General features: G+C 66.7%; 22 protein-coding genes. 10 read left to right on the forward strand and 12 right to left on the reverse strand.

The features are described from left to right. Positions 1-319 precede the first annotated feature (319 nt). On the reverse strand, positions 320-1,318 hold the full coding sequence (locus GA645_RS20095) for an AraC family transcriptional regulator (RefSeq protein ID WP_152224726.1): 999 nt from the start codon (positions 1,316-1,318) through the stop codon (positions 320-322). A gap of 136 nt (positions 1,319-1,454) precedes the next feature. Here GA645_RS20095 and GA645_RS20100 point away from each other — a divergent pair, with 136 nt between their 5' ends. Continuing rightward, a complete protein-coding gene (locus GA645_RS20100) occupies positions 1,455-1,772 on the forward strand; it encodes an Mpo1-like protein (protein ID WP_152224727.1) in 318 nt (105 codons plus the stop codon). A gap of 15 nt (positions 1,773-1,787) precedes the next feature. Here the strand turns inward: GA645_RS20100 and GA645_RS20105 are convergent, their stop codons facing one another. Beyond that, complete coding sequence (locus GA645_RS20105; RefSeq protein ID WP_152224728.1) at positions 1,788-3,308, reverse strand: glycosyltransferase family 39 protein; 1,521 nt, start codon at positions 3,306-3,308, stop codon at positions 1,788-1,790. A gap of 56 nt (positions 3,309-3,364) precedes the next feature. Then, entirely contained in the window at positions 3,365-7,678 is a 4,314-nt protein-coding gene (locus tag GA645_RS20110) for a DEAD/DEAH box helicase (RefSeq protein WP_152224729.1), read from the reverse strand. Positions 7,679-7,787: 109 nt separating this feature from the next. On the opposite strand from GA645_RS20110, the gene GA645_RS20115 reads away from it, so the two are divergent. Next, positions 7,788-8,162: a hypothetical protein gene (locus GA645_RS20115; protein ID WP_152224730.1), complete on the forward strand. Its 375-nt coding sequence runs from the start codon at positions 7,788-7,790 to the stop codon at positions 8,160-8,162. 152 nt (positions 8,163-8,314) lie between these two features. Here GA645_RS20115 and GA645_RS20120 read toward each other — a convergent pair whose 3' ends face one another. After that, positions 8,315-9,877 (reverse strand): sigma-54-dependent transcriptional regulator, encoded by a 1,563-nt coding sequence (locus tag GA645_RS20120; RefSeq protein WP_152224731.1) that lies wholly within the window; start codon positions 9,875-9,877, stop codon positions 8,315-8,317. Positions 9,878-10,137: 260 nt separating this feature from the next. On the opposite strand from GA645_RS20120, the gene phhA reads away from it, so the two are divergent. From phhA to GA645_RS20135, 3 genes are all read left to right on the forward strand, one after another. After that, positions 10,138-10,926 (forward strand): phenylalanine 4-monooxygenase, encoded by a 789-nt coding sequence (gene phhA / locus GA645_RS20125; protein ID WP_152224732.1) that lies wholly within the window; start codon positions 10,138-10,140, stop codon positions 10,924-10,926. Positions 10,927-11,037: 111 nt separating this feature from the next. Next, the gene (locus GA645_RS20130; protein ID WP_152224733.1) at positions 11,038-11,394 is read left to right on the forward strand and encodes a 4a-hydroxytetrahydrobiopterin dehydratase; all 357 of its coding nucleotides are present in this window, start codon (positions 11,038-11,040) and stop codon (positions 11,392-11,394) included. Next, positions 11,391-12,587 (forward strand): amino acid aminotransferase, encoded by a 1,197-nt coding sequence (locus tag GA645_RS20135; RefSeq protein ID WP_152224734.1) that lies wholly within the window; start codon positions 11,391-11,393, stop codon positions 12,585-12,587. The genes GA645_RS20130 and GA645_RS20135 overlap by 4 nt, the downstream gene beginning before the upstream one ends. A 469-nt stretch (positions 12,588-13,056) precedes the next feature. On the opposite strand, the gene GA645_RS20140 is transcribed toward GA645_RS20135, so the two are convergent. Then, positions 13,057-14,091, reverse strand: coding sequence for an AraC family transcriptional regulator (locus GA645_RS20140; RefSeq protein ID WP_152224735.1), 1,035 nt, complete (start codon positions 14,089-14,091; stop codon positions 13,057-13,059). 135 nt (positions 14,092-14,226) lie between these two features. On the opposite strand from GA645_RS20140, the gene GA645_RS20145 reads away from it, so the two are divergent. Both GA645_RS20145 and GA645_RS20150 read left to right on the forward strand, forming a co-directional pair. Continuing rightward, positions 14,227-15,120 (forward strand): TauD/TfdA family dioxygenase, encoded by an 894-nt coding sequence (locus GA645_RS20145; protein WP_152224736.1) that lies wholly within the window; start codon positions 14,227-14,229, stop codon positions 15,118-15,120. A gap of 11 nt (positions 15,121-15,131) precedes the next feature. Beyond that, positions 15,132-15,914, forward strand: coding sequence for a 2-keto-4-pentenoate hydratase (locus GA645_RS20150; protein ID WP_152224737.1), 783 nt, complete (start codon positions 15,132-15,134; stop codon positions 15,912-15,914). Positions 15,915-16,105: 191 nt separating this feature from the next. Here GA645_RS20150 and GA645_RS20155 read toward each other — a convergent pair whose 3' ends face one another. Then, positions 16,106-17,338 (reverse strand): NADH:flavin oxidoreductase/NADH oxidase family protein, encoded by a 1,233-nt coding sequence (locus tag GA645_RS20155; RefSeq protein WP_152224738.1) that lies wholly within the window; start codon positions 17,336-17,338, stop codon positions 16,106-16,108. Between the two features lie 79 nt (positions 17,339-17,417). Here GA645_RS20155 and GA645_RS20160 point away from each other — a divergent pair, with 79 nt between their 5' ends. Next, the gene (locus GA645_RS20160; protein ID WP_152224739.1) at positions 17,418-17,840 is read left to right on the forward strand and encodes a MerR family transcriptional regulator; all 423 of its coding nucleotides are present in this window, start codon (positions 17,418-17,420) and stop codon (positions 17,838-17,840) included. 94 nt (positions 17,841-17,934) lie between these two features. On the opposite strand, the gene GA645_RS20165 is transcribed toward GA645_RS20160, so the two are convergent. Further along, on the reverse strand, positions 17,935-18,225 hold the full coding sequence (locus tag GA645_RS20165) for a GIY-YIG nuclease family protein (protein WP_218572334.1): 291 nt from the start codon (positions 18,223-18,225) through the stop codon (positions 17,935-17,937). Positions 18,226-18,346: 121 nt separating this feature from the next. After that, the gene (gene arfB / locus GA645_RS20170) at positions 18,347-18,760 is read right to left on the reverse strand and encodes an alternative ribosome rescue aminoacyl-tRNA hydrolase ArfB (RefSeq protein WP_152224740.1); all 414 of its coding nucleotides are present in this window, start codon (positions 18,758-18,760) and stop codon (positions 18,347-18,349) included. A gap of 239 nt (positions 18,761-18,999) precedes the next feature. Here arfB and GA645_RS20175 point away from each other — a divergent pair, with 239 nt between their 5' ends. Then, the gene (locus tag GA645_RS20175) at positions 19,000-19,920 is read left to right on the forward strand and encodes a nucleoside-binding protein (protein WP_152224741.1); all 921 of its coding nucleotides are present in this window, start codon (positions 19,000-19,002) and stop codon (positions 19,918-19,920) included. 235 nt (positions 19,921-20,155) lie between these two features. Here the strand turns inward: GA645_RS20175 and GA645_RS20180 are convergent, their stop codons facing one another. From GA645_RS20180 to hppD, 4 genes are all read right to left on the reverse strand, one after another. Then, the gene (locus GA645_RS20180) at positions 20,156-20,533 is read right to left on the reverse strand and encodes an MliC family protein (RefSeq protein WP_152224742.1); all 378 of its coding nucleotides are present in this window, start codon (positions 20,531-20,533) and stop codon (positions 20,156-20,158) included. A 101-nt stretch (positions 20,534-20,634) separates the two neighbouring features. After that, positions 20,635-22,050, reverse strand: coding sequence for an amino acid permease (locus tag GA645_RS20185; protein ID WP_152224743.1), 1,416 nt, complete (start codon positions 22,048-22,050; stop codon positions 20,635-20,637). Between the two features lie 317 nt (positions 22,051-22,367). Further along, positions 22,368-23,009 carry a maleylacetoacetate isomerase gene (maiA, locus tag GA645_RS20190; protein ID WP_152224744.1) on the reverse strand — a complete coding sequence of 214 codons (642 nt, stop codon included), beginning with the start codon at positions 23,007-23,009 and terminating at the stop codon, positions 22,368-22,370. 51 nt (positions 23,010-23,060) lie between these two features. Beyond that, the gene (gene hppD / locus GA645_RS20195) at positions 23,061-24,146 is read right to left on the reverse strand and encodes a 4-hydroxyphenylpyruvate dioxygenase (protein ID WP_152224745.1); all 1,086 of its coding nucleotides are present in this window, start codon (positions 24,144-24,146) and stop codon (positions 23,061-23,063) included. Positions 24,147-24,446: 300 nt separating this feature from the next. Between hppD and GA645_RS20200 the strand changes: the two genes are divergently transcribed. Beyond that, positions 24,447-25,214, forward strand: coding sequence for a helix-turn-helix domain-containing protein (locus GA645_RS20200; protein WP_152224746.1), 768 nt, complete (start codon positions 24,447-24,449; stop codon positions 25,212-25,214). Positions 25,215-25,352: the final 138 nt, after the last annotated feature.

A 25,352-nucleotide genomic window follows, 5' to 3' on the forward strand; every position in this document is an offset into this window, starting at 1 on the left:
TACGCCGATACACCCGATTCCGTCGCTGGCGCCAAGGCCAGGCTCGGAGCGCCTTGGAACCAAGGTCAAACGGCGTATAACGTCGAACGTTATACGCTCGGAACGCTGCCTTACGGGACCTGTAGGAGCAACTGTCTTTTAGGCTCCCGCGTTCGCGGGAGTGACGGGGGTGAGATTCGCGCTCCTTTGCGTCATCCCCGCGAACGCAGGACGCGGTTCCATCGCGAACAGCGCTCGCGCTGGCCCGAAGGGGTATCACCCAGCAAATAACGTACAAGCGGGCCATGCCCGCGATCAGCGCCGCCAGGCGCTGGATGAGTCACAACCCTTCCCGATACTCCCCCGGCGTCATCCCGAACCAGCGGCGGAACGCGCGGAAGAAGTTGCTCGGCTCGGAAAAACCCAGCAGATAGGCAATCTCCAGCAGCGTCATGCGCGGCGTGGCCAGGTACTGCTGGGCCAGCTCGCGACGCGTGTCATCGAGCAGTTGCTGGTAGCTGGTGCCTTCCTCCTGCAATCGCCGCTGCAAAGTGCGCTCGGACAGGTGCAACGCCTGTGCCACGTTCTCGCGCTTGGGTTCGCCCTGGGGCAGCAGGCGGCACAGCACCTGGCGCGTCTGGTGGCTGAAGCGGCTGCTGACGAATCGCGCCAGGTACTCCCCGGCGAAGCGGTCGTGCAGGCGCGCCAGTTCCTCGTTGGCGGTGGGCAGCGGCGCGGCCATGTCCTCGTGGGAGAACAACATGGCGCAGTGCGTATGGCCGAAGACCAGTGGCGCCTGGAACAACTCGCGGTAGGGTGCGGCATTGCGCGGCGGCGCGCCGGCCAGGTGGACTTCCAGGGGTTTGATCGGGCGCCCGGTAATCCAGCGCAGCATGCTGATCAGGCTGGCCAGCGAGCACTCGGCGCTCTGCCTGGGCACCGGCAGACGGTCGCCATGCACCACGATGCGGTACAGGCAGCCTTCGGGCAGGCGGCGGAAGGTGAGGTCGGCGCCCTCGGCGATGATCCGCTGGTAGCGCTCCAGGCGCTCGAAACCCTCGCCCAGGTTGCGGCTGGACATCAGCGCATAGCCCACCACAGGAAAGGCCGGCGTGTGCACGCGGGCGACGTTCAAGCCGATGGCCGGATTGCCGGACAGCTCCACGGCGCGATTCCACAGACGGCTCATGTCGTCCTGCGGGTAGCGTGCATCGGGGTCGTCCAGGGCGGCGTAATCCAGCTGTAGCTCGGTGAACAGCGCGCGGCTGTCCAGACCTTCCAGCTCCAGCGACTGGACGATCCCCCGCACCCAGCTCGACAGGGTTGTACGCTCAGGCATGCTCGATTCTTCTGGTTAGGGTAATGACGCGCGCCAGCAGCGCGGCGCAGCGGGATACTAAACTGGCACCCTACGTCATCCGCAAGTCCGCATGCCCGCGCCTACACTGGGCCACCACAACAACAGGAGGTGCGCCATGAGCACCCAGACCGCCGATCGATTCCAGAGCTTCGCCGAGTTCTACCCTTACTACCTGCAGGAGCACAGCAACCCGACCTGCCGCCGCCTGCACTACGTGGGCAGCCTGCTGGTGCTGTCCCTGCTCGCCTACGCCATCGTCAGCGGACAGTGGCTGTGGCTGCTGGCCCTGCCGTTGGCCGGCTACGGCTTCGCCTGGGTCGGGCATTTCGTGTTCGAGAAGAATCGTCCGGCCACCTTCAAGTACCCGCTGTGGTCCTTCATGGGCGACTGGGTGATGCTCAAGGACGCCTTCACCGGGCGCATCCGTATCTGACCCGGTGATGGCCCCTCAGCGTGCAGCGTTACGCTCCCCGGTGCGCTCGAACAGTATCGCCTGTACCTCTCCGCCAGCGTGCTGCGTCACCCGCCGCCAGTGGGCCGGCACATCGGGAATCTCGTTGTCGTTGTAGCGGCTCATCACCAGCCAGACCCTTCCCTCGTCCTGCGGCAGGTCGGCCAGTCGATCGACGAAGGTGTGTCGCCGATCATCGATCAGCGAGCCGAAACCATATTGGGTCGGTCGACCGGAGGAGCCGTCCTCCTCAGGCGCGGTGTACAGCAGCGGCGCGCTGCCGGTCTGGTTGTAGTAACGGAACGCCAGGTACCAGAGGATATCGTCCACCACGATGCGGTCGCCGCCGCGATAGTGCGAGTTGACGAAGGCAACCATGCCGTCGAACTGCTCGTCCGGGTCACCCTCATAGACACGTCCGAGCCCCGTGCATTCCAGCCCCAGCACGGTCACCAGGAGCACGATACCCAATGCCCGGCGCGAGGCCAGCAGCCGGTCCAGCGCCAGGGCCAGAAGCAGCGGCAGACCGAGGGCGAAGGCCGTCAGGTAGCGCTCGACGAATACCGACGAGACGAACGACACGCCATACAGCAGCAACAGCGGCAGACCGCAGTAGAGCGTCGCCAGTACCCCGACGCGCAAGCGACTGCGATCCTGACGCAGCACAAGCGCCACCACGGCCACCAGCAACAGCGGCACGCCCAGCAGCAGCGGCCAGGGCAGTTCGTTGCCGTCCGATTGCGCCAGCCACTGCCAGAGCATCGAGGGCACCGACAAAGCGTCCACCGGCGGCTCCCAGCCCACATCGCCGCCCGCCACAAGATCGGCCATGTGCCGTCCCAGGTCGAGCAGCCCCGGCAACCAGGGCAGGAACAGCGCCACTATGACCAGGTTGGCCAGCCACCAGCCACGCTGGCGCAGCGGGCTGTCCGGCAGCGACGCCAGCCAGAGCCAGTGCACCAGCAGCCCGAACACGCTGAAGTAATGGGTGTAGAACGCCGCCGTCATCAGCAGCACATAGGCCACCAGGTAACGCCGCCGCCCGGAGTCCAACCAGTAGAGCAGCACCAGGGTCGCCGCCAGCAGCCAGCACCCCAGCAGCGAATACATGCGCACTTCCTGGCTGTAGCGCACTGCCGTGGGCAGCAGTGCCAGCAGCAGGGTAGCGAGGAAGGCGGCGCGTCGACTGGCGAGCCGCCACGCCAGCCAACCACCGAGGAACACCGCGAGCGCACCGAACACCGCGCTCATCAGGCGCAACGCCAGCACCCCCTCGCCCAGCACCTGCACCCACAGGTGCAGCAGGAAGAAGTACAGCGGCGGATGCACGTCATGGGCGGCATGACGCCAGAGTTCCAGCGGCGAATAGAGCGCCAGAAGCAGGCTGGAACTTTCATCGCCCCAGATCGCCGACTCGGTCAGTTCATGCAGACGCAGGACAGTGGCGAGCACCAGCAATGGCAGGAACCACCACTGGCGTAGCAAGGCGGGCAGATTCGGCGGCTCTTTGGACGACATCGCAGTCTCATGGAAAAGAGGTTCGTGTCGCTGAGTGTAAGCCAGCCGTGGCCGCGTTACCGACGGATCAGCAACTCCCGTGCACGGTTCTCATCTTCCGGCGCCAGTTCCACCAGCCACTCCACCTCTCCGGCGATCAGCGCGCCCACCGGCACGCCGTCGCGGTAGAGCACCCGGTTACCGGACAGCGCCGCGACCTTGCGCCCCGGCAGCAGGGTGCCGGCGAGGTTCAGCGGGTCCACCGCCGACACCACCACCCACTCGCCGTTCGACTCGCGCCGCCGCACCTCGCGCAGCAGCCCGACAGCTTCCGGCAGGGCGAACTGCTCGCCGGTGAGCCCGGCGACGAAGCGCCCGCCACGGATTTCCCCGCGCGCCTCCAGGCGGTGGTAGACCCGCAGCAGGTCGCGCCACGGCGGCAGCCAGTCGGCTTCGCGGTCGAGCAGCCGCCAGCAGACCACGCCGTAGCGGCGCAGCAAGGTCATGGCGACATGCTCCAGGGTTTCCGCTGGCAAGCGTGCGCCCGGTTCCAGGGTCGACCTGCGTAACAGCGCCCAGCGCCCGGCGTCGGCCATGCCGAACAGCGGCGTGCGCGAGCGCCGTTGCGGATGGCGCCGCGCCGCCGGCATCAGCAGGGCGCGCAGCCCAGCAAAGCTGTCGGCGTTCACCCGCCCGGCCGCCACCAACTCGCCCAGCACCGTTTCCAGTTCGGTGCGCAGCAGGTGGCTGTCGCTGGCCAGTTCGTCGAAGAAGGTCGCCCCGTGCTCCTTGAGTACCTCCAGCACCTTGTTGGCCTTGGCGGACAACTCGACCTCCGGCTGCGCCGCGCTCAGCGAGTTCCACAGCGCCATCTGCGCGCGCGGCAGCAGGACGATCGGCGTGCTTTTCAGCGGCCCGCCCCGACCACGCGCGGAACTGCGGCCAGGCAGTCGCGCCCAGACCAGGCGGCCGGCACGGCACAGGTCATCCAGCCAGTTGATGCCATAGTCGGCTACACGCGACGGCAGGATGTCGCTCTCCCAGGCGCCGGCCGCCGCCTGGAAGCCCTCCAGCTGGCTGAGCACCCCGGCCAGGGATTCCGCGCCCCGCACCCGCGTGCCGCTGGAAACCCGCTGCCAGTCGAACAGGAAGCGCATGAAATCGGCGCGCTGCACCGGCTCGATCTCCCGGCGCAGGCGCTTGACCGTGTAGCGATGGATGCGCGCCAGCAAGTGGCGCTCGCACCACTCCTCCTCGCTCGCCCCCGGCGTGAAGCGACCGCGCAGTACATAGCCCTCGCGCTCCAGGCTGGCCAGGGCGAAACCGGTATCGCCAGCCGAAATGCCCAGGTCGGCGGCCAGTTCACGCAGCAGGCGCGGACCGAAACCGGTCAGGCGCGCGCGCACCAGTTCAACCTGCGCCTCGTCCGCCACGTACGATTCGCGTAGCGCCAGCGGCAGATCGAGCAGCGGCTTCATGGCGGCCTTCGGATGCAAGGCTTGCCACTGGCCGAGCCGCTCAGCCGCCACCCACACGGGGCCTGCGGGCAGCTCCAGGCGCGTCGCCCTGCCGGCCTTGGCCAGGGACTTGAGCAGGACGGCCCAGCCCTCGCTGGCCTGCGCCTCGCTGGCGCGGATACCGCCCAGGCCGGTCAGCGCCTCGTGCATCTCGTCGGCGTCGCGGGCTTCCGGCCAGGCTTCGGCGCGCACCGCGGCGATGGCTTCCGCATCCAGCGCGCCGAGGTCATCGGCGCTTTCCGGGTCGGTCCAGCGCCGGCTCTGCACGGCCTGGGTGCGGCGCTCCTCCAGCGGTGCGTCGTCAAGGAAGGCATAGGGGCTGGCCGACAGCACTTCCGCCGCCAGCGGCGAAGGCGCCGGCAGGTCGCGTGCCAGCAGGCTCACCTCGCCCCGCTCCATGCGCCGCAACAGGGCCAGCCAACCGTCCGTGTCCATGGCCTCGTGCAGGCAATCATCGAGGGTCTGCGCCACCAGCGGGTGATCGGGAATCTCGCGCTCGCCGACGATGTTCTCCAGGCACGCCACCTGGTCGGGGAACACCGAGGCCAGCAGGTCTTCGCTGCGCATGCGCTGCAACTGCGGGGCGACCTTGCGCCCGCCGGCGTAGCGCGGCAGGGCCAGCGCAGTGGTGGCATTCCAGCGCCAGCGCACGCCGAACAGCGGCGCATCGAGCAGCGCCTGGATCAGCACCTGCTCGGCGCTGTTGGCGTGCAGGTAGCGCCACACTTCCTCCAGCGGGAAGCTGTGGCTGGTGGACAGCGAAAGAATGATGGCGTTTTCAGTGGCGGCGGCCTGCAACTCAAAATTGAAGGTGCGGCAGAAACGCTTGCGCAGCGCCAGCCCCCAGGCCCGGTTGAGGCGGCTGCCGAAGGGCGAATGGATCACCAGCTGCATGCCGCCGGACTCGTCGAAGAAGCGTTCGAGGATCAGCGTCTGCTGGGTCGGCAACGCGCCCAGGGCATGGCGGGCGCGGGCCAGGTATTCCACCAGTTGGCGCGCCGCGTCTTCGCCCAGGCCCAGCTCATCCTGCAGCCAGCCGATGGCCCCGGCCAGGGGTTCGGCATCGCCCTCGTCCTTTGTCAGCAGCGTGTCCAGCCGGGCGCGCAGGCGGGCGACGCTGAACGACAGTTCATCACTGCGCCCCGGCGCCTCGCCGAGCCAGAAGGGAATGTTCGGCGGCTGGCCCTGGGCATCCTCGACGCGCACCCGCCCCGGCTCGATGCGCAGGATGCGGTAGGAAATATTGCCCAGCTGGAACACGTCACCGGCCAGGCTCTCCACGGCGAAGTCCTCGTTCACCGTGCCCACCGTCAGCCCCTGGGGTTCCAGCAGCACGCTGTAGTCACCGGTATCGGGAATGGTTCCGCCGGAGGTCACCGCCGTCAGCTTCGCGCCACGTCTCCCACGCAGGCGCAGGTGCACTGCGTCACGGTGCAGGTAGGCGCCGCGCTGGCCGATGCGGCTGGTGTAGCCCTCTGCCAGCGTGCGCAGCACGGCGTCGAAGTGCTCGCGGGTCAGCTCCGCGTAGGGCTGGGCGGCGGTGAGCAGCTCGAACAGCGCATCCTCGCCCCACTCCCGACAGGCCACTTCGGCGACTATCTGCTGCGCCAGCACATCCAGCGGCGCGCGCGGAATCGTCAGTGCATCCAGTTCGTCGCGGCGCACGCTGTCGAGCAGCGCCACGCACTCGACCAGATCATCCCGCGAGGCCGGGAATAGCCGCCCCTTGGGCGTACCGCCAACACTGTGCCCGGAGCGCCCGACGCGCTGCAGGAAGGCGGCGATGGAACGGGGCGAGCCGAGCTGGCAGACCAGCTCCACATCGCCAATGTCGATGCCCAGTTCCAGTGATGCGGTGGCCACCAGCACCCGCAGCTGGCCGGCCTTGAGCCGCCGCTCGGCGCCCAGGCGCAGTTCCTTGGACAGGCTGCCGTGGTGCGCCGCCACCCAGCCGGCGCCGATGCGCTCGGCCAGGTGCCGGGTGACCCGCTCGGCCTGGCGCCGGGTGTTGACGAACACCAGGGTGGTGCGGTGCTCCTCGGCCAGTTCGGCGAGGCGATCGTAGACCTTGTCCCAGACGTCGTGGGACATCACCGCCTCCAGCGGCGCCGGTGGCACTTCCAGATTCAGGTCGCGCTGGCGGCTGTAGCCGATGTCGATGATCCGGCAGGCCGCGTGGCGCCCCACCAGGAACGCCGCCACGGCCGAGAGCGGCTTCTGCGTGGCGGACAGACCGATGCGCACCAGCGGCGCATCGCACAGCGCCTGCAAACGCTCCAGCGACAACGCCAGGTGGCTGCCGCGCTTGCTCGCCGCCAGCGCGTGGATTTCGTCGACGATCACGCTGCGCGCGCCGGCCAGCATGGCGCGGCCCGAGTCGGAACCGAGCAGTACGTAGAGTGATTCCGGGGTCGTCACCAGGATGTGCGGCACCTGCCGGCGCATCGCTTCACGCTCGCCGGAGGTGGTGTCGCCGGTGCGCACGGCGGTGCGGATATCCACCTCCGGCAGGCCCATCTCGCCCAGCTCGGCACGGATGCCGGCCAACGGTTCTTCGAGGTTGATGCGGATGTCGTTGGACAGCGCCTTGAGTGGCGAGACGTAGACCACCGTGGTGCGATCCGGCAGCGCGCCGCCATTGGCCAGCCCCTCGCGTACCAGCGCGTCGATGGCGGCGAGGAAGGCGGTGAGCGTCTTGCCCGAGCCGGTGGGTGCCGCCACCAGGGTCGAGTCGCCGGCCTGGATCGCCGGCCACGCCTGCGCCTGCGCCTGGGTCGGCGCGGCGAAGTGGGCACGGAACCAGGCCGCCACCGCCGGGTGGAAGGCGGCCAGCGCGTCGTCCCGGTTGCGCGGAGAGAGCGAGGTAGGGGTCATGGCCTCACTATGGTGGCGCGCGATGGCCGTCACAAGGACCGTCGATCGTGGGTCGCCGCCAGCCGCGCTTCCCGTTACGCTGCGCATAACGGCAACCGGACAGACTGACATGAGCGAAAAAGACCGCGACTGGTACTGGCAACAGATCAAGGAGCAGAACCAGAAGCAGGCCAAGCTGGAGGCGCGTCAACGGCGCAACTGGCGCCAGTGGATCAAGCCTCTGCTCTGGCTGCTCATTCCGCTGCTGCTCATCGCCGCCGGTGTGGCCATCTGGCGCGATCCAGCCAGCCAGTTCTGGTTGCAGGAACGCTGGATTCATCTGGAAAGCCGCCTGGGACTGACAGTCACGCCGAATATTACCGCCCCCGCGCCTTCACGCTACAGCGACAGCCCGCGCACGCTCGCCCAGTGTATCAAGCCCGGCAATGTGATCGATGACGAGGTGCGGGCCTGCGTGAAGGGGTATCGACCGAAGACCTGGTGAGCCAAAGCACCGGTATCGCATGGATCGTAGGGTGTATAACGCTCCGCGTTATACACCGATTGGCCTTGGCTGACTGTACATTTGGAGTTGGGCTTAACGTTGGAATTGCGCCCGGCTCGGCCACGGAGACAACGGTGAAATGGGCGTATCGGCTACGACTCCTCGCTCTGCCCCAACCCATGCTGGCGCAGCTTGTTGGCAATGGTGGTGTGCGACACCCCCAGGCGCTTGCCCAACTGCCGGCTGCTCGGATGCTCGCGGTAGAGGCGCTCCAGCACGGCCTTCTCGAAGCGGCCGACGATGACATCCAACCCGCCTTCCAGTGAGAAGTCGCCCAGTGGGTGCGGCGCGCCATAGTCCGGTAGGCGGATGTGCTCGGGCTTGATGGTGCTGCCCTCGCACAGCGAAACCGCCTGGAACAGCACGTTCTCCAATTGCCGCACGTTGCCCGGCCAGTGATAGCGACCAAGGCGGTCCAACGCCTGGGGCGCGAGCTTGGGCAAGGCACAGCCGATCTGCCGGCTGGCCTGGTCGAGGAAGTGCTCCACCAGCGGCTCCAGGCCATCCAGGCATTCGCGCAACGGCGGGATGTGCAGCGACAGCACGTTGAGGCGGTGGTAGAGGTCCTGGCGGAATTCGCCCTTGCTGCAGAGTTCGGACAGGTCGACCTGGGTCGCGCAGATCACCCGTACGTCGAGGTACACCTCCTCGTCACTGCCCACCCGGCGGAAGCAGCCGTCCTGCAGGAAGCGCAACAGCTTGGCCTGCAGGCGCGGGCTCATCTCGCCCACGCCGTCGAGGAACAGGGTGCCGCCGGCAGTCAGCTCCAGCAGGCCGAGCTTGCCTTCCGGGCGTGCGCCCTCGAAGGCACCGGGGCCGTAGCCGAACAGCTCCGTCTCGGCCATGGACTCGGGCAGGCCGGCACAGTTCAGCGCCATGAACGGCGACTGCCCGCGCGGGCTGGCCAGGTGGCAGGCACGGGCCAGCAGCTCCTTGCCGGTACCGGTTTCGCCTTCGATCAATAACGGTGCGTCCAGAGGCGCCATGCGCCGGGCTTCGCGCACCACCGCCGCCATTACCCGCGAGCTCTGGAAGATGCTGTCGAAGCCGCGCAGTTCCAGGCGCCGCACGTTGTAGATGCGCTCGCCGACGCGGTCGGCGCGGTGCAGCGTCAGCACGGCGCCGGCCAGCGCTTCGCTTTCATCGTGCTCGGATTGCAGCGGCGCGATATCGGCGAGGAACACGTCGCCCTTCACCTTCACCCGCAGGCCATTGATACGCGCCTTGTTGGCCCGTACCAGCTCCGGCAGATCGAGGTCCTCCACGTAGCGCGACAGGGGGATGCCCGGCACCTCGTCGACGCGCACCCCCAGCAACTGCGCGGCGGCTCGGTTGCCGGCGACGATCTGCCCGGCCATGTCGATCGACAGCACCGGGAAATCCAGCGCCGCCAGCAGCGCGTTCAACTCCAGGTGACGGCGCTCGCTGGGCATCAGGCCGACGCGCTTGACCCCGAACACGCCGGGCACCGCTTCGAGCTTGGGCTTGAGCGACTGGAACTGCAGGTTGATGAGGTTCGGACAGAGCAGGTAGATGGCGTTGCCCTGCTCGCCGCCGACTTCGCCGCGGTTGACGTTGATGCCGTAGTCAACCAGCAGGTTGAGGATGTCGCGCAGAATGCCGACGCGGTTCTGGCAGTGCACTTTGATACGCATGGCGGGCCCGTGATTGTGGTTCTGGTGGGCGTTCCGGCACGGATTTTCACAAGGCGGCCGGAAATTTCCGTCAAGAATATGTGACACATGGACGCACCTTCAAGCCATGACCGGGTGCTTTCACGCCCAAGCGTAATCATTTCTTTACAGATTTGATGACTATCCGGGTCGCCAAGGCTCTATCCGGGGGCTGTGCGCCGACATCGCTCGCGCTATTTGTGGGTCATCACAACAACAAAGGCCTCGATGCCGGAGGACTCATGAAAGCAACGCAGTACGTGGCCCGCCAACCTGACGAGAACGGTTTCATCCATTACCCGGAAGCCGAGCACCAGGTCTGGAACACCCTGATCACCCGCCAGTTGAAGGTGGTCGAAGGCCGCGCGTGCCAGGAATACCTGGACGGCATCGAACAACTCGGCCTGCCACACGACCGCATCCCGCAACTGGGTGAAATCAACCAGGTGCTGCAATCCGCCACCGGCTGGCGCGTGGCGCGGGTGCCGGCGCTGATTCCCTTCCAGACCTTCTTCGAACTGCTGGCCAGCCAGCAATTCCCGGTGGCCACCTTCATCCGTACCCCGGAAGAGCTGGACTACCTGCAGGAACCGGACATCTTCCACGAGATCTTCGGCCACTGCCCGCTGCTGACCAATCCCTGGTTCGCCGAGTTCACCCACACCTACGGCAAGCTCGGCCTGGCCGCCAGCAAGGAAGAGCGCGTGTACCTCGCCCGCCTGTACTGGATGACCATCGAGTTCGGCCTGCTCGACACCCCGCAGGGCACACGCATCTACGGTGGCGGCATCCTCTCCTCGCCGAAGGAGACCGTCTACAGTCTCTCCAATGTCCCCGAGCACCAGGCCTTCAACCCGCTGGAGTGCATGCGCACCCCCTACCGCATCGACATCCTGCAGCCGCTGTACTTCGTCCTGCCGGAACTCAAGCGCCTGTTCGAGCTGGCCCACCAGGACATCATGGCGCTGGTGCGCGAAGCCATGCAGCTGGGCCTGCACGCGCCGAAATTTCCGCCCAAGCAGGCGGCCTGATCCGCTGCAATTACCCCAATCTGCGCCTAGGACCGGACTCAATCGCGAACGTAAGATGATTCGCGAGTCCGCTCCTACGCCTCCAACAAGGCCCCTTTTGAGGAGAACCCCATGACCGCACTCACCCAAGCCCATTGCGAAGCCTGCCGCGCCGACGCCCCGAAGGTGTCCGACGAAGAACTGGCGGTACTGATCAAGCAGATCCCGGACTGGAACATCGAAGTCCGCGACGGCCACATGGAGCTGGAGCGGGTCTTCCTGTTCAAGAACTTCCGCCATGCCCTGGCCTTCACCAACGCCGTCGGCGCCATCGCCGAGAAAGAAGGCCACCACCCCGACCTGCTGACCCAATGGGGCAAGGTCACCGTCACCTGGTGGAGCCACGAACTCAAGGGCCTGCACCGCAACGACTTCATCATGGCCGCCCGCACCGACGAGGTGGCGCAAACCGCCGAGGGCCGCAAATGAGCCATTTCGCCAAGGTTACCCGCGTGCCGGGCGACCCGATCCTCGGCCTGCTCGACGCCTACCGGGCCGACCCGAACCCGGCGCGGCTCGACCTTGGCGTGGGCGTCTACAAGGACGCCCAGGGCCTGACGCCGATTCCCCGCGCGGTGAAGATCGCCGAGCAGCGCCTGGTGGAGACCGAAACCACCAAGAGCTACGTCGGCGGCCACGGTGACGCGCTGTTCGCCGCGCGCCTGTGCGAGCTGGTGCTGGGCACCGACTCGCGCCTGCTGGCCACCCAGCGCGCCGACGCCACCCAGACCCCGGGCGGCACCGGCGCCCTGCGCCTGGCGGCGGACTTCATCGCCCGTTGCCTGCCCGGCAAGAGCGTGTGGCTGAGCGACCCGACCTGGCCGATCCACGAAAGCCTGTTCGCCGCCGCTGGCGTGCGCGTGTCGCACTACCCCTACGTCGATGCCGACAATCGCCTCGATGTCGAAGCCATGGTAAGCGCCCTGGAGCGCGTGCCCCATGGCGATGTGGTGCTGCTGCATGCCTGCTGCCACAACCCTACCGGCTTCGACCTGGCCTACAACGACTGGCAGCGTGTGCTGGACGTGGTGCACCGGCGCGAGCTGCTGCCGCTGCTGGACTTCGCCTACCAGGGCCTGGGCGACGGCCTGGAAGAGGACGCCCGCGCCGTGCGGCTGTTCGCCGACAACCTGTCGGAAATGCTGATCACCAGTTCCTGCTCGAAGAACTTCGGTCTCTACCGCGACCGCACCGGCGCGCTGATCGTCTGCGCCGGCAGCGCCGCCAAGCTCACCGACGTGCGCAGCCAGCTGGCGCTGATGGCCCGCAACCTCTGGTCCACCCCGCCCGCCCATGGCGCCGAAGTGGTCGCCACCATCCTCGGCGACAAGGACCTCAAGGGGCTCTGGATGGAAGAACTGGACGGCATGCGCGCACGCATCGCCGACCTGCGCCAGGGGCTGGTGGAGGCGCTGCGGCCCCACGGGTTGGCCGAGCGCTTCGCGCACATCGCCATCCAGCGCGGCATGTTCTCCTACACCGGCCTCACGCCGGAACAGGTGCGCCGCCTGCGCGAAGAGCACAGCGTGTACATGGTCGGCAGCGGCCGTGCGAACATCGCCGGGCTCGACGCCGAACGCCTGGGAGACCTGGCGGCGGCAATCGCCTGCGTCTGCCGCTGAAGCTGCTTTCTTCCCCCTCGACCGGCCCATTGGCCGGTCTTTTTTTGATCGGCAGAAAGGTTCGATACAAGTGTCGGGACGGTAGGAGCAACTGTCTTCTGGGCTCCCGCCTTCGCGGGAGTGACGATGTCGTCCACCGCGCTCCGCAATCGTCTTCCCCGCGAACGCGGGGATCCAGAAAACAATGTAGGCGGACCTTGTCCGCGAAGGTCCGCCACTGAATTCTTGCAGCCGGATGAACACCTGTAGGAGCGAGCTTGCTCGCGAACCGCCCAACTCCGATGCGGCCGGGAAAATCTATTCGCGAGCAAGGACTTGGCTTCCCCCTCGGCCCTGCGAAAAGCAACCGCCGCACAACCCGTAGGGCATAACGCGGAGCGTTATCCGCCGTGATGGGTATCGCTTCGCTCCACACCATCCTACGGGCCCACCCGGGACAGTTGCTCCCACGCGGGCGCCTGCGCCCGTATCAGGACGGCTGGAACAGCATGTCCCCCTGACGCTTCCACCGCCCCGGCGCCTGCCCCGTCCAGCGCTGGAACGCGCGGGAGAAACTGGCCGCCTCGGCATAGCCCAGGCACTGGGCGATCTCCTGCAGGTCCATCCGTGACTCACGCAACAGGCGCTCGGCGAGACGCTGCTTGATGCCGTCGTTGAGCGTCTGCAGGCTCTGCCCCTCCTCAGCCAGGCGGCGCTGCAGGGTGCGCTCGGACAGGCCCAGCCGCCCGGCCACCTCGCAGCCCCCCAGCAGGCTGGCGGACTCACGCAGCAGCAGCTGTTGTACCAGGCGCGCGGTAGGCGTCGCGGCAAGGGTCAGCGCCAGCTCGCCGCACAACTGCTCGCACAGTTGCTCACCACTGTCGCGGGCGCTGATGTGCGCCTGCGGCAACGGCGCGAGCAGGTCCTGCCGGGCGAACAGCATCGCGTTGCGCGACGCGGCGAAGCGCGGGATGAGCCCGAACAGCTCACGGAAGGGCGTGACGTCCGCAGGCCGGGCGCCTTTCAGCTCGATGGCCAGCGGGTGCAGCGAGCGTTGCAGCAGCTCCCGCGACAGTTGCAGGCAGCCGGCGATGCCGCGCTCCACCACAAAGGGCCGGGCGTCCTCGGGTAGCACCGTGTCGTCGTAGACCAGCCAGACGCCGCGCGCCTCGGACTCGCTACTCACCGGGCAGAGGGTCAGCGCCAGGCTCTGGAAACGTCCGAAGGTCTCGAACGCCTCCTGCAAGGTACGGCTGGCGAGCATGGTGAAACCCAGGTGACCGAGGGAGGTCAGGTGGTAGCGCTGGCCGGCCGCCAACCCCAGGCCGGGACGGCCGATACGCTGCAGCACGTTGCGGATCACCGCCAGCTCCTGCCAGGCCTGGATGCGCACCGCGCGCGACTGCAGGTCCGCCAGCGCGATGGCGCTGCCCACCAGGCAGGCATCCGGCGCCAGCCCGGCTTCGCGGGCGGTATCGAGCAGGTAGCGCACTCCGGTGATTTCTCGGATCTGACGCCAGTCCATCGCGGGCTCCCTGCCAACACTCGTTGGCGGCTCTCGTTGGCGGAGAAAGTCAATTTTTGGCGCTGATCATCATGGAAGAAAGCGCGCACGCTGACCATCCTTGATGAGCCAATAACACCCACAAGAGGCCTCCCCATGTTCGAGTTCTTCTACGCCCTGCCGAGCCAGAACCGAGCGGCAGACTACCGCCACTTCAGCATCGTCCCCGCCACCGGTGCCATTGGCGCGGACGTCACCAACGTCGATCTCCGGCAGTTGGGCGAGGACGGTTACGCCGAGCTGCGCCAGGCTCTGCTGGCGCACAAGGTGCTGTTCATTCGTGGCCAGTCGCTGGGCGTGGAAGACCTCGAAGCCGTGACCCTGCGCTTCGGTGAATTCGGCCGCGAGCCCTATGTGGTCGGCATGGAGGACCATCCCCATGTGGTGCGGGTGGTCAAGGAAGCCAACGAGAAGACGCCGGTGGTCTTCGGCGGCGCCTGGCACACCGACTGGTCCTTCCAGGAGCGCCCGCCGGCCTTCACCCTGCTCTACGGCCACGACATTCCGCCGTTCGGCGGCGACACCCTCTACGCCAACCTGGCGCTGGCCTACGAATGGCTGTCGCCCAAGCTGCGCGCCCAGCTGGAAACCCTCGACGCCATCCACAGCCCGGAGCGCGCCTACGGCGCCGAGGCCAAGCACAACGACCTGATGGAAAACATGGCGGTGCGCTACGGCAACCACGACGGCGAAGTGCGCTCCCACCCACTGGTCACCCGCCATCCGGAAACCGGCAAGAAGGTCCTCTTCATCAACCCTGCCTACACCAGCGGCATCAAGGGCATGCGCCCCGCCGAATCGCAGCCGCTGCTGGACTACCTGTTCGGCATCGCCACCCAGCCCGCCTTCACCTGCCGCATGCGCTGGACCCAGGGCACCCTGGCGATCTGGGACAACCGCAGCACCTGGCATTACCCGGTGTCGGACTACCACGGCATGCGCCGCGAGATGTTCCGCACCACCGTGGTCGGCGACATCCCTTGCCGCTGAGGAGAAGCACCATGAGCACCGACAACCATCACGCCGCCGCCCGTGCCCTGGCCCAGGCGCGGGCCAGCCGAACGCCCATCGCCGCGCCGGCGGCCACCTACACCCTGGCCGGACTCGACGATGCCTACCGCGTGCAGGCGCTGGGCCTCGACCTGGCGCTGGCAGCCGGTCAACGCCTGGCCGGTGCCAAGGCCGGGCTGATCTCGCCGGTCATGCAAGCCGCGCTGAAGGTCGACGAGCCGGTCTACGGCCGTCTGCTCGCCGAATTGCGCTGCCCGAGCGGCGCACGCATCTCCCGCGAGCGCCTGCTGCAGCCGCGCATCGAAGCCGAGATCGCTCTGCTGGTAGGCCGCGACCTGCCCGCCGGAGAGCCGGACCTCGCCACCCTGCGCACCTGCCTGGACGGCGCCGTCCCCGCCATCGAGATCAACGACACCGCCGTGTCCCACTGGCAGATCGGCCTGCTCGATTCGGTCGCCGACAACCTCTGCGCGGGCCTCTACCTCACCGGCAACCAGCCGGTCGCACTGGAGAAGCTGGACGGCGCGGCGCTGGCGGTGCAGTTGCTGCGCAACGGCGCATCGGCCTTCCCGCCCACCCAGACGAATATTGCGGCGGTACTCGATATCGCCCTGTGGCTGGCTCGGCGCATGGCGCGCCTGGGGGCGCCGCTGAAGGCCGGCGACGTGCTGCTGTGCGGAGCACTGGCGCCGATGTCGCAGGTTGCGCCGGGGGATGCGTTCGAGCTGGAGATCGAAGGGCTGGGGCGGGTTGGTTGCAGCTTCGAGGGCTGATGGCCTTGGCGAGCACCAACTGGACGTCTGTCGCGCCTACAGGAACAGTACCGGTTCTGTAGACGCGAGCCTGCTCGCGAACGGAGATTCCGGCGGTGCCGGAGCTGGGCGGCTCCCCTCTATCGTAGGAGCGCGCCATGCGCGCGATCGCGGGCATGGCCCGCTCCTACGGGGTGGTCACGCGTCCGGGTTTAACCCACCTGCCCGGCCATCCAGCGCCGGTACTGGCGGGTGCGCCGCTGTGTGCGCCATTGGTCCAGCAGCAACGCGCGCAGTGGCGAGGCTTGCGGGTCGGGGCGACGGCTGTCACCCAGGCGACGCAGCTGCAACTTGACCAGTGCCATGTAGGCCAGAGCCGCCAACGGCTTGGAGCGCCAGCGGATCGGCTGCAATTGCGGCTGCGCGTCACGGCCGGCGCGCCAGTGTTCGACCAGCCCGGGCTCCAGCGCCAGCGCGGTGCCGATGCCGACCATGTCCAGGCCGCTGTCCAGCACCTGTTCGGCGACCGCCAGGCGGCGGATGCCTCCGGTGACCATCAGCGGCATCCGCGCGGTATCGCGCATTTCGCGGGCGAATTCGAGGAAATAGGCCTCGCGTGCCAGGGTGCGGCCGTCGCGTGCTTCACCCTGCATCGCCGGGGCCTCGTAGCTGCCGCCAGAGAGCTCGACCAGGTCCACCGCCTCGGCGTTCAGCCACTCGATCACCTGGCGGGCATCGCTGGCATCGAAGCCGCCGCGCTGGAAGTCCGCAGAGTTGAGCTTCACCCCGACGCTGAAGGACGCCGACACCTTGCTCCGTACCGCGCGGACGATCTCCAGCAGCAGGCGCGCGCGGTTCTCCAGCGCCCCGCCCCAACGGTCCTTGCGGCGATTGCTCAACGGCGAGAGGAACTGGCTGAGCAGATAACCGTGGGCGGCGTGGATCTGCACACCGCTGAAGCCTGCCTGTTCGGCCAGGACGGCGGTGCGGGTGAAACGTTCGATGACCTCGCGGATGTCCGCTTCGCTCATTTCCCGCGGCACGGCGAACATCTTGGAGAAGCGCCCCATCTCCAGCGGCACCACCGAGGGCGCCCACGCCCCCTGCCCCAGGTTGGCCTGCACCTGGCGGCCGGGGTGATTGATCTGCAGCCAGAATTGCGCGCCGCGCGACCGCCCGATGCGCGCCCACTGGCGGAAGCGTTCCAGCTGCCGCTCGTCCTCCAGCACCACGCCGCCGGGGCCGGTCATGGCGCGGCGGTCGATCATCACGTTGCCGCTGATCATCAGGCCGGCACCGCCCTCGGCCCAGGCCTGGTACAGGCGCATCAGTTCCGCCGAGGGAGACTGCTGGGCATCGGCGAGATTTTCCTCCATGGCGGCCTTGGCCACACGGTTGGGAATTTCACTGCCGTTGGGCAGGCGCAGGGGCTGGAAGGGGGACATGGCGCGACTCCGTGGTTGTGGTGCTGGCGAGGTTAAGTTTAAAGTTCACTTTAAGGTCAAGCCCCTTTCGGAGCCCTCCATGAAAATCGGTGAACTGGCGAGCCTCAGCGGGCTGGCGGCCTCACGCATCCGCTTCTACGAAGCCAGCGGGCTGATCGCCCCGGCACGCCGCCTGGCCAACGGCTATCGCGAGTACCCGGCGGAAACCCTGGACCTGCTGGAAATCATCCGCTGCGCCCAGCAGACCGGTTTCAGCCTGGAGGAAATCCGCCACCTGCTGCCCCAGGCCACGCCGGGCAACACCGGCCACGATGAGCTGCTCGCCGGTCTCAAGCGCAAGGTCGCCGAGATCGAGGCGCTGCAGCACCAGCTGCAGCAGAATCGCCTGCAGTTGCTGGCGGTGATCGACGGAATCGAGAACAAGCCCGAAGGCATGGCTTGTGACGCCAACGCCGAACGCATGCTGGCGCAGATGCGCGAGCGCAAGGGGCGCGTCAGCTAAGTCCGGGTAGTCGGTGCAGAACCGTGGGCTTGGAGTCTTTGGATTCCCGCGTTCGCGGGAATCCAATAGCCGCCCCCTAAGCCCCGAACCTCACTCAAATAATCTCATCCCACAAGTCGCGCCAATCCGGATTGAACGACTCGATCAGCTCCAGATTCCACTCCCGCCGCCATTTCTTCAGACGCTTCTCGCGGGTAATGGCCTCCAGCATCGAATCGTGCAACTCGTAGTACACAAGGCAGTGCACTCCATAGCGCTGAGTAAAACCCTGAACCAGCGAATGACGGTGCTCATAAGCCCGACGAACCAGATCACGGGTTCCTCCAATGTAAAGCGTGCCATTACGCTGACTGGCGAGCAGGTAGACCGCAGGTTGCAAAGGCATGGGGCGAGATCCATCCAGGTGGAGCTCACAAAGCTAGTTGGCGCCTGCCTCCGGACTGACCCAAGGACAGAAATCGAGAATCCATACGGTTAAACCCCGCTGTTTCCCACAACCACATACCTCAGTAATCCACCTTTCCCCGCCCGGCCTTGATCGTCCCGCGCTTGCTCTTGCCGTCCAGTCGGCGCGTCTTCGAGCCCAGCGTCGGCTTGGTCGGGCGGCGCTTCTTCTCCACTTTCGCGACGCTGCGGATCAGCTCCGCCAAGCGGTTCAGCGCGTCCTCGCGATTCTGCTCCTGGGTGCGGTACTGCTGCGCCTTGATCACCACCACGCCCTCGACGGTGATGCGCTGGTCGCTCAGGGCGAGCAGGCGCTCCTTGTAGAACTCCGGCAACGACGAGGCGCTGATGTCGAAGCGCAGGTGCACGGCGCTGGACACCTTGTTGACGTTCTGCCCGCCAGCGCCCTGGGCGCGGATGGCGTTCAGCTCGATCTCGGCGTCGGGGATCTGCACCGCGTTGGAAATCTGCAGCATGGCAGCGGTTCTGGCTGGAAATATCCGCAGCATATCGCGCCGCTGGCTATCTGTCGCCGAACTATCTAGGCCGCTGTCCAGAGCCTTTTCCTGACTTTCGGATCAATTTTTGTATACGAAACTGTGTACAAGTTTTTCTTGCAATGTCCTCAATTCACCATTAGAACCCTCTCCTGTCACCGGCCGCAGCGCGAACTGCGGCACGCGGGCCCCATAACAAAAACAAGATGAGGTGCAGCATGTCTTCAACCGTGTTGGCGCCAGCGGCCACTGATGCCGCCCGCCTTCAACCGCGTTCCAGCCGCCGCCTGAGCAACGGTCGCTGGCTCGCCCTCGGCACCGCGCTGATCGTCGCCCCCTGGGGCGCGGCGCAGGCCGATGATGGTCGACTCTTCGAATGGACCAGCAACTCCCTCGGGTACCGCTACGGCAAGGACTTCACCAACCCGAACAACCCGAACTACATCAGCAAGAACATCTTCAGCTTCACCCACGCGGACGGCTATCGCTACGGCAGCAACTTCTTCAGCCTGGACGTGCTGGAATCCGACAGCAACGACCCGCGCGAGGGCACCCGCGAGGGCAGTAGCGAGGAATACGGCGTATTCCGCAGCCAGCTGTATGCCTCGCGGGTGCTCGACACGCCGCTAGGCACCGGGCTGGTGAAGGACTACGCCTTCACCTTCGGCTTCGACGCCAGCCGCAACAACAACCGCGCCTCGGCGAAGAAGCGCGCCCTGGTGTTCGGCCCGACCCTCAAGTTCAACAGCCCCGGCGTGTTGGACCTCTCGCTGTTCTACTACCGCGAGAAGAACCACTCGGGCATTCCCAACGTGAAACACCCGGACCACACCTTCGACGCCACCTACATGGTCAATCTGGTCTGGCTGCGTCCGTTCCAGCTGGGCGACCACGGAGCGAAGTTCCAGGGCTTCATGAACTACACCGGGGAAAAGGGCGGGGACTACAACGACAACGACACCGCGCCGGAAACCCTGATCCGCACCTCGCTGATGTTCGCCACCCTGCCGGGCACCAAGCGCCAGCCGAACTTCTGGGTCGGCGTGGGTTACGAGTACTGGCACAACAAGTTCGGCGTGGACGGCGGTCGTGGCAGCCGCACCTCGACGCCGACGGTGAACCTGGAGTTCACCTTCTGACACGCGGTTTGTAGGAGCGCGCCATGCGCGCGATCGCGGGCGTGGCCCGCTCCTACGGGAGAACCCAGCGCGGGGAGATGGCTTTCGTAGGAGCGGACTCCGTCCGCGATTTCCGGCACGGGGCCGATCGCGGACAGAGTCCGCTCCTACACGTATGCCTGGCACCGCAACGAAACACGCGTCCATGAAAAGGCCCGGCATCTGCCGGGCTTTTTCATGGGGTCGCGAAAGCGGATCAGTTTTCCTTGCAGGCCACGCCATCCGCCGGCTCGCCGCCCTTCCAGTCCTTGTACAGGGTGGCCTCCTTGCCCTTGGTCCACCACACGTACTGGCCGGCAGCGTACTTGGCGCCGGAGGCGGAGATGACGTTGGCGAACACCAGTGCCGAGGCATCGGTGACCGGCACCACGGCGAGGCTGTTGTCGCCCTTGTTGAGGTACTGGACGCCGATCTTGCGGCCGTCCTCGCACTTGTAGGAGACGCTGCGCGATTCCAGCTTGGCATCGCCTGGCAGGACCAGCGCGTCGACCTGGGGCGCTTTCTTCTCCTCGCCGCCGCAGGCAACAAGCAGGACCGGCACGGCAGCCGCGAGCAGCCAAAGTGCTTTTTTCATGAGTATCCCCCTGACGAAAAATGGCTCGGTCACTCTAGGAAAGGTCGGTCCGCGTGGTCAATCGAACGCGGCCCAACCCTACGTAGGATCAGGCCGCTCGGTCAGTCGGCAAGCACTGCGTTGCGCTCGCCATGCGCCGCCGGCTGACGCTTGAGGCGATAGCAGCCGTACATCACCAGCAGCCACACCGGGATGGCGTAGACCGACACCTGGATGCCCGGCGTGAGCAGCATGACGCCCAGGATGAACACCACGAAGCCCAGGCACAGCCAGTTGCCCAGCGGGTAGCACACGGCGCGGAAGGCGGTGCGCTTGCCCTCGGCATCCATGCGTGCGCGGAACTTCAGGTGCGCCAGGCTGATCATCGCCCAGTTGATCACCAGCGCGGCGACTACCAGGGACATCAGCAGCTCCAGCGCGCGGGCCGGGACCAGGTAATTCACCAGTACGGCGAGGAAGGTCACCGCCGCCGACACCAGCAGCGAGCGCACCGGCACGCCACGCTCATCCACCTTGGCCAGCGCACGCGGGGCGTCGCCCTGCTCGGCCAGGCCCACCAGCATGCGACCGTTGCAATAAGTGCCGCTGTTGTAGACCGACAGCGCGGCGGTCAGCACCACGAAGTTGAGGACATGGGCGGCGGTGCTGCTGCCGATCATCGAGAAGATCTGTACGAAGGGGCTGCCGCTGTAGGCGTCGCCGGAGGCATTCAGGGTCTGCAGCAGGCTGTCCCAGGGGGTCAGCGAGAGCAGCACGGTGAGCGCACCGATGTAGAAGATCAGGATGCGGTAGATCACCTGGTTGATCGCCTTGGGGATCACCGTCTTCGGCTGGTCGGTCTCGGCGGCGGTGAAGCCGAGCATTTCCAGGCCACCGAAGGAGAACATGATGATCGCCATCGCCATCACCAGCCCGCTGATGCCGTTGGGGAAGAACCCGCCGTGGCTCCACAGGTTGCTCACCGCCGCCTGCTCGCCACCCGAGCCGCTGGCCAGCAGGTAGCAGCCCAGGACGATCATGCCGACGATGGCGACGACCTTGATGATGGCGAACCAGAACTCCGCCTCGCCGAAGGCCTTCACGTTGAACAGGTTGATGGCGTTGACCACCACGAAGAACAGCGCGGCGGTAACCCAGGTTGGTACGTCCGGCCACCAGTAGTGGATGTACTTGCCCACGGCGGTGAGTTCCGACATGCCCACCAGGATGTACAGCACCCAGCAGTTCCAGCCGGAGAGGAAGCCGGCGAAGCCACCCCAGTACTTGTGCGCGAAGTGGCTGAAGGAGCCGGCGACGGGCTCCTCGACGATCATCTCGCCGAGCTGGCGCATGATCAGGAAGGCGATGAAGCCGGCGATGGCGTAGCCGAGGATCATCGAGGGCCCGGCGGACTTGAGCACGCCGGCGGAACCGAGAAACAGCCCGGTACCGATGGCGCCGCCGAGGGCGATCAGCTGGATATGGCGATTCTTCAGGCCGCGCTGGAGCTGGCCTGCGTGTTGAGTTTCACGCGTCATGCGTCACCTGTTGTTTTTATCTGTGACGTGAATCGGCCGCCCGGCTCGTGGCTGGGCGGTGCGGGCAAGGCATTACGAACGGTGTTGCTATTTATTGGGTCCCCGCGTTCGCGGGGATGACGGGGACGAGCTACCGGCGTGTCACTCCCGCGTTCGCGGGCATGACGGGGGACGAGCTACCGGCGTGTCACTCCTGCGTTCTCGGGGATGACGGGGGACGGGCTGCCGGCGTGTCTCTGCCGCGTTCGCGGGGATGACGTGAAGCACATGCCGCTCTTCGTCATTCCCGCGAACGCGGGAACCCAGATAAAACATACTCACTGAGCGTCGGGCTGCACCTCCGGGACGGCCTGCTGGAAGGCTTCGAGGGCCTCGCAGCGTGCCGCGATGGCGAGCAGGCGCGGGCAACCGGAGAGGTCGCAGTCGAAGCGCCGGGCGTTATACAGCTGGGGAATCAGGCAGGCCTCGAAGTAACCGGGGCGCTCGCCAAGGGACAGCGGGCCGGGCCAGGCGGCGACGCCCTCCTCCACCGCACGCAGGCCGGTCTCGACCCAGTGGCGAATCCACGTGTTCTTCGCCTCGTCCGCCACGCCCAGCGGGCCGCTGAGGTACTGCAGCACGCGCAGGTTGTTCAACGGGTGGATATCGCAGGCGATGTGCAGCGCCAGGGCACGCACCTGGGCGCGTTGCAGCGGGTCGCGCGGCAGCAGGCTCGGTTGCGGATGGGTTTCTTCGAGGTACTCGAGGATGGCCAGGGACTGGGGGATGCGCGCCTCACCGTCCACCAGCAACGGTACCAGCTCCTGCGGATTGAGCGCCTTGTAGTCGTCGGCGTGCTGCTGGCCGCCGTCCTTGACCAGATGCACCGGCACCTGGCGGTAGGCCAGGCCCTTGAGACCGAGTGCGATGCGCACACGGTAGGCGGCGCTGGAGCGCCAGTAGGAATAGAGGGTCAGCATGACGGCTCTCCGGCGCCGACCGCGAATGGGAGCGGTCGGCGCGCGTGACGGTTACTTGGTCTCGGAGATCACGCCACGGCGAATCTGGTCTTCCTCGATGGATTCGAACAGCGCCTTGAAGTTGCCCTCGCCGAAGCCCTGGTTGCCCTTGCGCTGGATGATCTCGAAGAAGATCGGGCCGATCACCGTGTTGGTGAAGATCTGCAGCAGGATGCCGTCGTCGCCCGGGGCGCCGTCGATCAGGATATTCAGCTCGCGCAGCTGCTCCAGCGGCTCGCCGTGGCCGGCGACGCGGGTGTCGACCTTCACGTAGTAGGTGTCCGGGGTGACCATGAAGTCCACGCCATTGGCGCGCAGCTTGCGCACGGTGGCGTAGATGTCGTCGGTGGCCAGCGCGATGTGCTGGATGCCTTCGCCGTGGTACTCGCGGATGAATTCCTCGATCTGCGACTTGTCGTCGGCCGACTCGTTGATCGGGATGCGGATCTTGCCGCAGGGCGCGGTCATCGCGCGGGACAGCAGGCCGGTGAGCTTGCCTTCGATGTCGAAGTAACGGATTTCGCGGAAATTGGCGATGCGCTCGTAGAAGCCGGACCAGACATCCATCTGGCCACGCTTGACGTTGTGGGTCAGGTGGTCGATGGACAGCAGGCCGACGGCGTTGTCGTTGGCGCTGCGGCCTTCGATGAACTCGAAGTCGACGTCATAGATGCTGTGGCTGCCGTAGCGGTCCACGAGGTACAGCAGCGAACCGCCGATGCCTTCGACGCAGGGGATATTCAGTTCGCCGAAGTTGGCGTGGCTGCCGACCAGCTTGGCGCCCTGGGATTCGACGTAAGCGGCGGCTTGCGCGGCGTTCTTCACCCGGAAGGCCATGGCGCAGGCGCTCGGGCCGTGCTTCTTGGCGAACTCGTGGACGTGGCCGGTGGGGCTGCCGTTGAGCACGATGTTGATGTCGTTCTGCTGGAACAGGAAGACTTCCTTGGAACGGTGCTTGGCGGTCTCGGTGAAGCCCATGCCGGTGAACAGCTGACGCAGTTGTTCGATGCCCGTGGCGTCGGGAGCAGTGAATTCGACGAACTCGAAGCCGTCAGTACCGATAGGATTGTGTTGCGCGATCTTGGACACGGCGTTCATCCGGCCTCCTCGTTGTCGTTATCGGCTGGTGCGGCGCGGGGCCGTCCAGGCGTCTGGATGCCTTCATCTCAACCGTCAGCGCCCCTGCGGACAAGCCACCCCGGCGCCGCGCCAAGCGCCCCTGGCCTGGCCGCGCGGCAAGAAAACCTTACGCCGCCCAAAGCCCCCTGCGGCGCGCCGTCGCACCGTAAGGAATTCGTTACAAGGCGGTGCGCCAGCGTTCCACTGCGTACGGCCCGGCTCGCCAGCGATCACGCCCAGCGGCTACCATGCGGCGCATCTCCACCGCCGAATACCTCCATGGCCCGCGCCGCTCCACCCGACTTCGACGCCACCACGGCGTCCCTCCGTGCCCTGGCCCGCAACTATCCGCGTGGCCTGCACATCGAGCCGCACTCCCATGACTGGGGGCAGGTGCTCTATGCGATGTCCGGGGTGATGTGGGTGGAGACCGCACAGGAAGCGCTGCTGGTGCCACCCAACCGCGCCGTCTGGCTACCACCGCAGGTGCCCCATGGCATCCGCGTGGTCAGCGAACTGCAGATGCGCAATATCTACCTGCGGCCTGGGACAGCGGACTCCCTGGGCGAACAGGTACAGGCCTTCGAGGTCGGCGGCCTGCTGCGCGAGCTGATCGTGCACCTGGTCGAGCACGAGCGCGCACCGGACACCGACTATTACCAGGCGCTGTCGCACCTGGCCGTGCTGGAGCTGCAACGGGCGCGCAGCCTGTTGCTACGGGTGCCGCTGCCGGATGAGTCCGACCGCCGCCTGCTGAACCTTTGCCTGGCGGTAATGGCCGAGCCGACCCAGGAGATTTCCTTCGAGCAACACGCCGCCGACGCCGGCGCCAGCGTGCGCACCCTCGCCCGCCTGTTCCAGCGCAGCCTGGGCATGGGCTTCGCCCAGTGGCGACGGCAGGTGCAGCTGGCCACCGCGGTGGCGCAACTCAGCGAGGGCCTGCCGGTGGGCCAGATCGCCCATGGCCTGGGTTATCAGCCGGGGAGCTTCAGCGAGATGTTTCGGCGGGAGCTGGGGGTGGCGCCGTCGGAGTATTGCGGGAAGTAGTCGATCTGCAGGTGGGCATAAAGCGTTATCCACCGTCTTGTTCGGTGTTTCTGCGCCGCTTCGGCGTGTGCTGAGAGATCTTGTTTCGCCCCCTCGGGCAAGTCACTTTGCCAAACGACGGATGGCCGCCCCACGCAA

This window comes from Pseudomonas sp. SCB32, from assembly GCF_009189165.1.
GTDB lineage: Bacteria > Pseudomonadota > Gammaproteobacteria > Pseudomonadales > Pseudomonadaceae > Pseudomonas.

Excerpts from the sequence above, each read along its gene's own strand:
- GA645_RS20140 (WP_152224735.1), bottom strand. The coding sequence starts at position 14,091 with ATGGACTGGCGTCAGATCCGAGAAATCACCGGAGTGCGCTACCTGCTC.
- GA645_RS20200 (WP_152224746.1), top strand. The coding sequence starts at position 24,447 with ATGGCCCGCGCCGCTCCACCCGACTTCGACGCCACCACGGCGTCCCTC.
- GA645_RS20100 (WP_152224727.1), top strand. The coding sequence starts at position 1,455 with ATGAGCACCCAGACCGCCGATCGATTCCAGAGCTTCGCCGAGTTCTAC.
- GA645_RS20115 (WP_152224730.1), top strand. The coding sequence starts at position 7,788 with ATGAGCGAAAAAGACCGCGACTGGTACTGGCAACAGATCAAGGAGCAG.
- GA645_RS20160 (WP_152224739.1), top strand. The coding sequence starts at position 17,418 with ATGAAAATCGGTGAACTGGCGAGCCTCAGCGGGCTGGCGGCCTCACGC.
- GA645_RS20120 (WP_152224731.1), bottom strand. The coding sequence starts at position 9,877 with ATGCGTATCAAAGTGCACTGCCAGAACCGCGTCGGCATTCTGCGCGAC.
- arfB (WP_152224740.1), bottom strand. The coding sequence starts at position 18,760 with ATGCTGCAGATTTCCAACGCGGTGCAGATCCCCGACGCCGAGATCGAG.
- hppD (WP_152224745.1), bottom strand. The coding sequence starts at position 24,146 with ATGAACGCCGTGTCCAAGATCGCGCAACACAATCCTATCGGTACTGAC.
- GA645_RS20175 (WP_152224741.1), top strand. The coding sequence starts at position 19,000 with ATGTCTTCAACCGTGTTGGCGCCAGCGGCCACTGATGCCGCCCGCCTT.
- GA645_RS20145 (WP_152224736.1), top strand. The coding sequence starts at position 14,227 with ATGTTCGAGTTCTTCTACGCCCTGCCGAGCCAGAACCGAGCGGCAGAC.
- GA645_RS20155 (WP_152224738.1), bottom strand. The coding sequence starts at position 17,338 with ATGTCCCCCTTCCAGCCCCTGCGCCTGCCCAACGGCAGTGAAATTCCC.
- GA645_RS20165 (WP_218572334.1), bottom strand. The coding sequence starts at position 18,225 with ATGCCTTTGCAACCTGCGGTCTACCTGCTCGCCAGTCAGCGTAATGGC.
- GA645_RS20185 (WP_152224743.1), bottom strand. The coding sequence starts at position 22,050 with ATGACGCGTGAAACTCAACACGCAGGCCAGCTCCAGCGCGGCCTGAAG.
- GA645_RS20180 (WP_152224742.1), bottom strand. The coding sequence starts at position 20,533 with ATGAAAAAAGCACTTTGGCTGCTCGCGGCTGCCGTGCCGGTCCTGCTT.
- GA645_RS20135 (WP_152224734.1), top strand. The coding sequence starts at position 11,391 with ATGAGCCATTTCGCCAAGGTTACCCGCGTGCCGGGCGACCCGATCCTC.
- GA645_RS20150 (WP_152224737.1), top strand. The coding sequence starts at position 15,132 with ATGAGCACCGACAACCATCACGCCGCCGCCCGTGCCCTGGCCCAGGCG.
- maiA (WP_152224744.1), bottom strand. The coding sequence starts at position 23,009 with ATGCTGACCCTCTATTCCTACTGGCGCTCCAGCGCCGCCTACCGTGTG.
- GA645_RS20105 (WP_152224728.1), bottom strand. The coding sequence starts at position 3,308 with ATGTCGTCCAAAGAGCCGCCGAATCTGCCCGCCTTGCTACGCCAGTGG.
- GA645_RS20095 (WP_152224726.1), bottom strand. The coding sequence starts at position 1,318 with ATGCCTGAGCGTACAACCCTGTCGAGCTGGGTGCGGGGGATCGTCCAG.
- GA645_RS20130 (WP_152224733.1), top strand. The coding sequence starts at position 11,038 with ATGACCGCACTCACCCAAGCCCATTGCGAAGCCTGCCGCGCCGACGCC.
- GA645_RS20110 (WP_152224729.1), bottom strand. The coding sequence starts at position 7,678 with ATGACCCCTACCTCGCTCTCTCCGCGCAACCGGGACGACGCGCTGGCC.
- phhA (WP_152224732.1), top strand. The coding sequence starts at position 10,138 with ATGAAAGCAACGCAGTACGTGGCCCGCCAACCTGACGAGAACGGTTTC.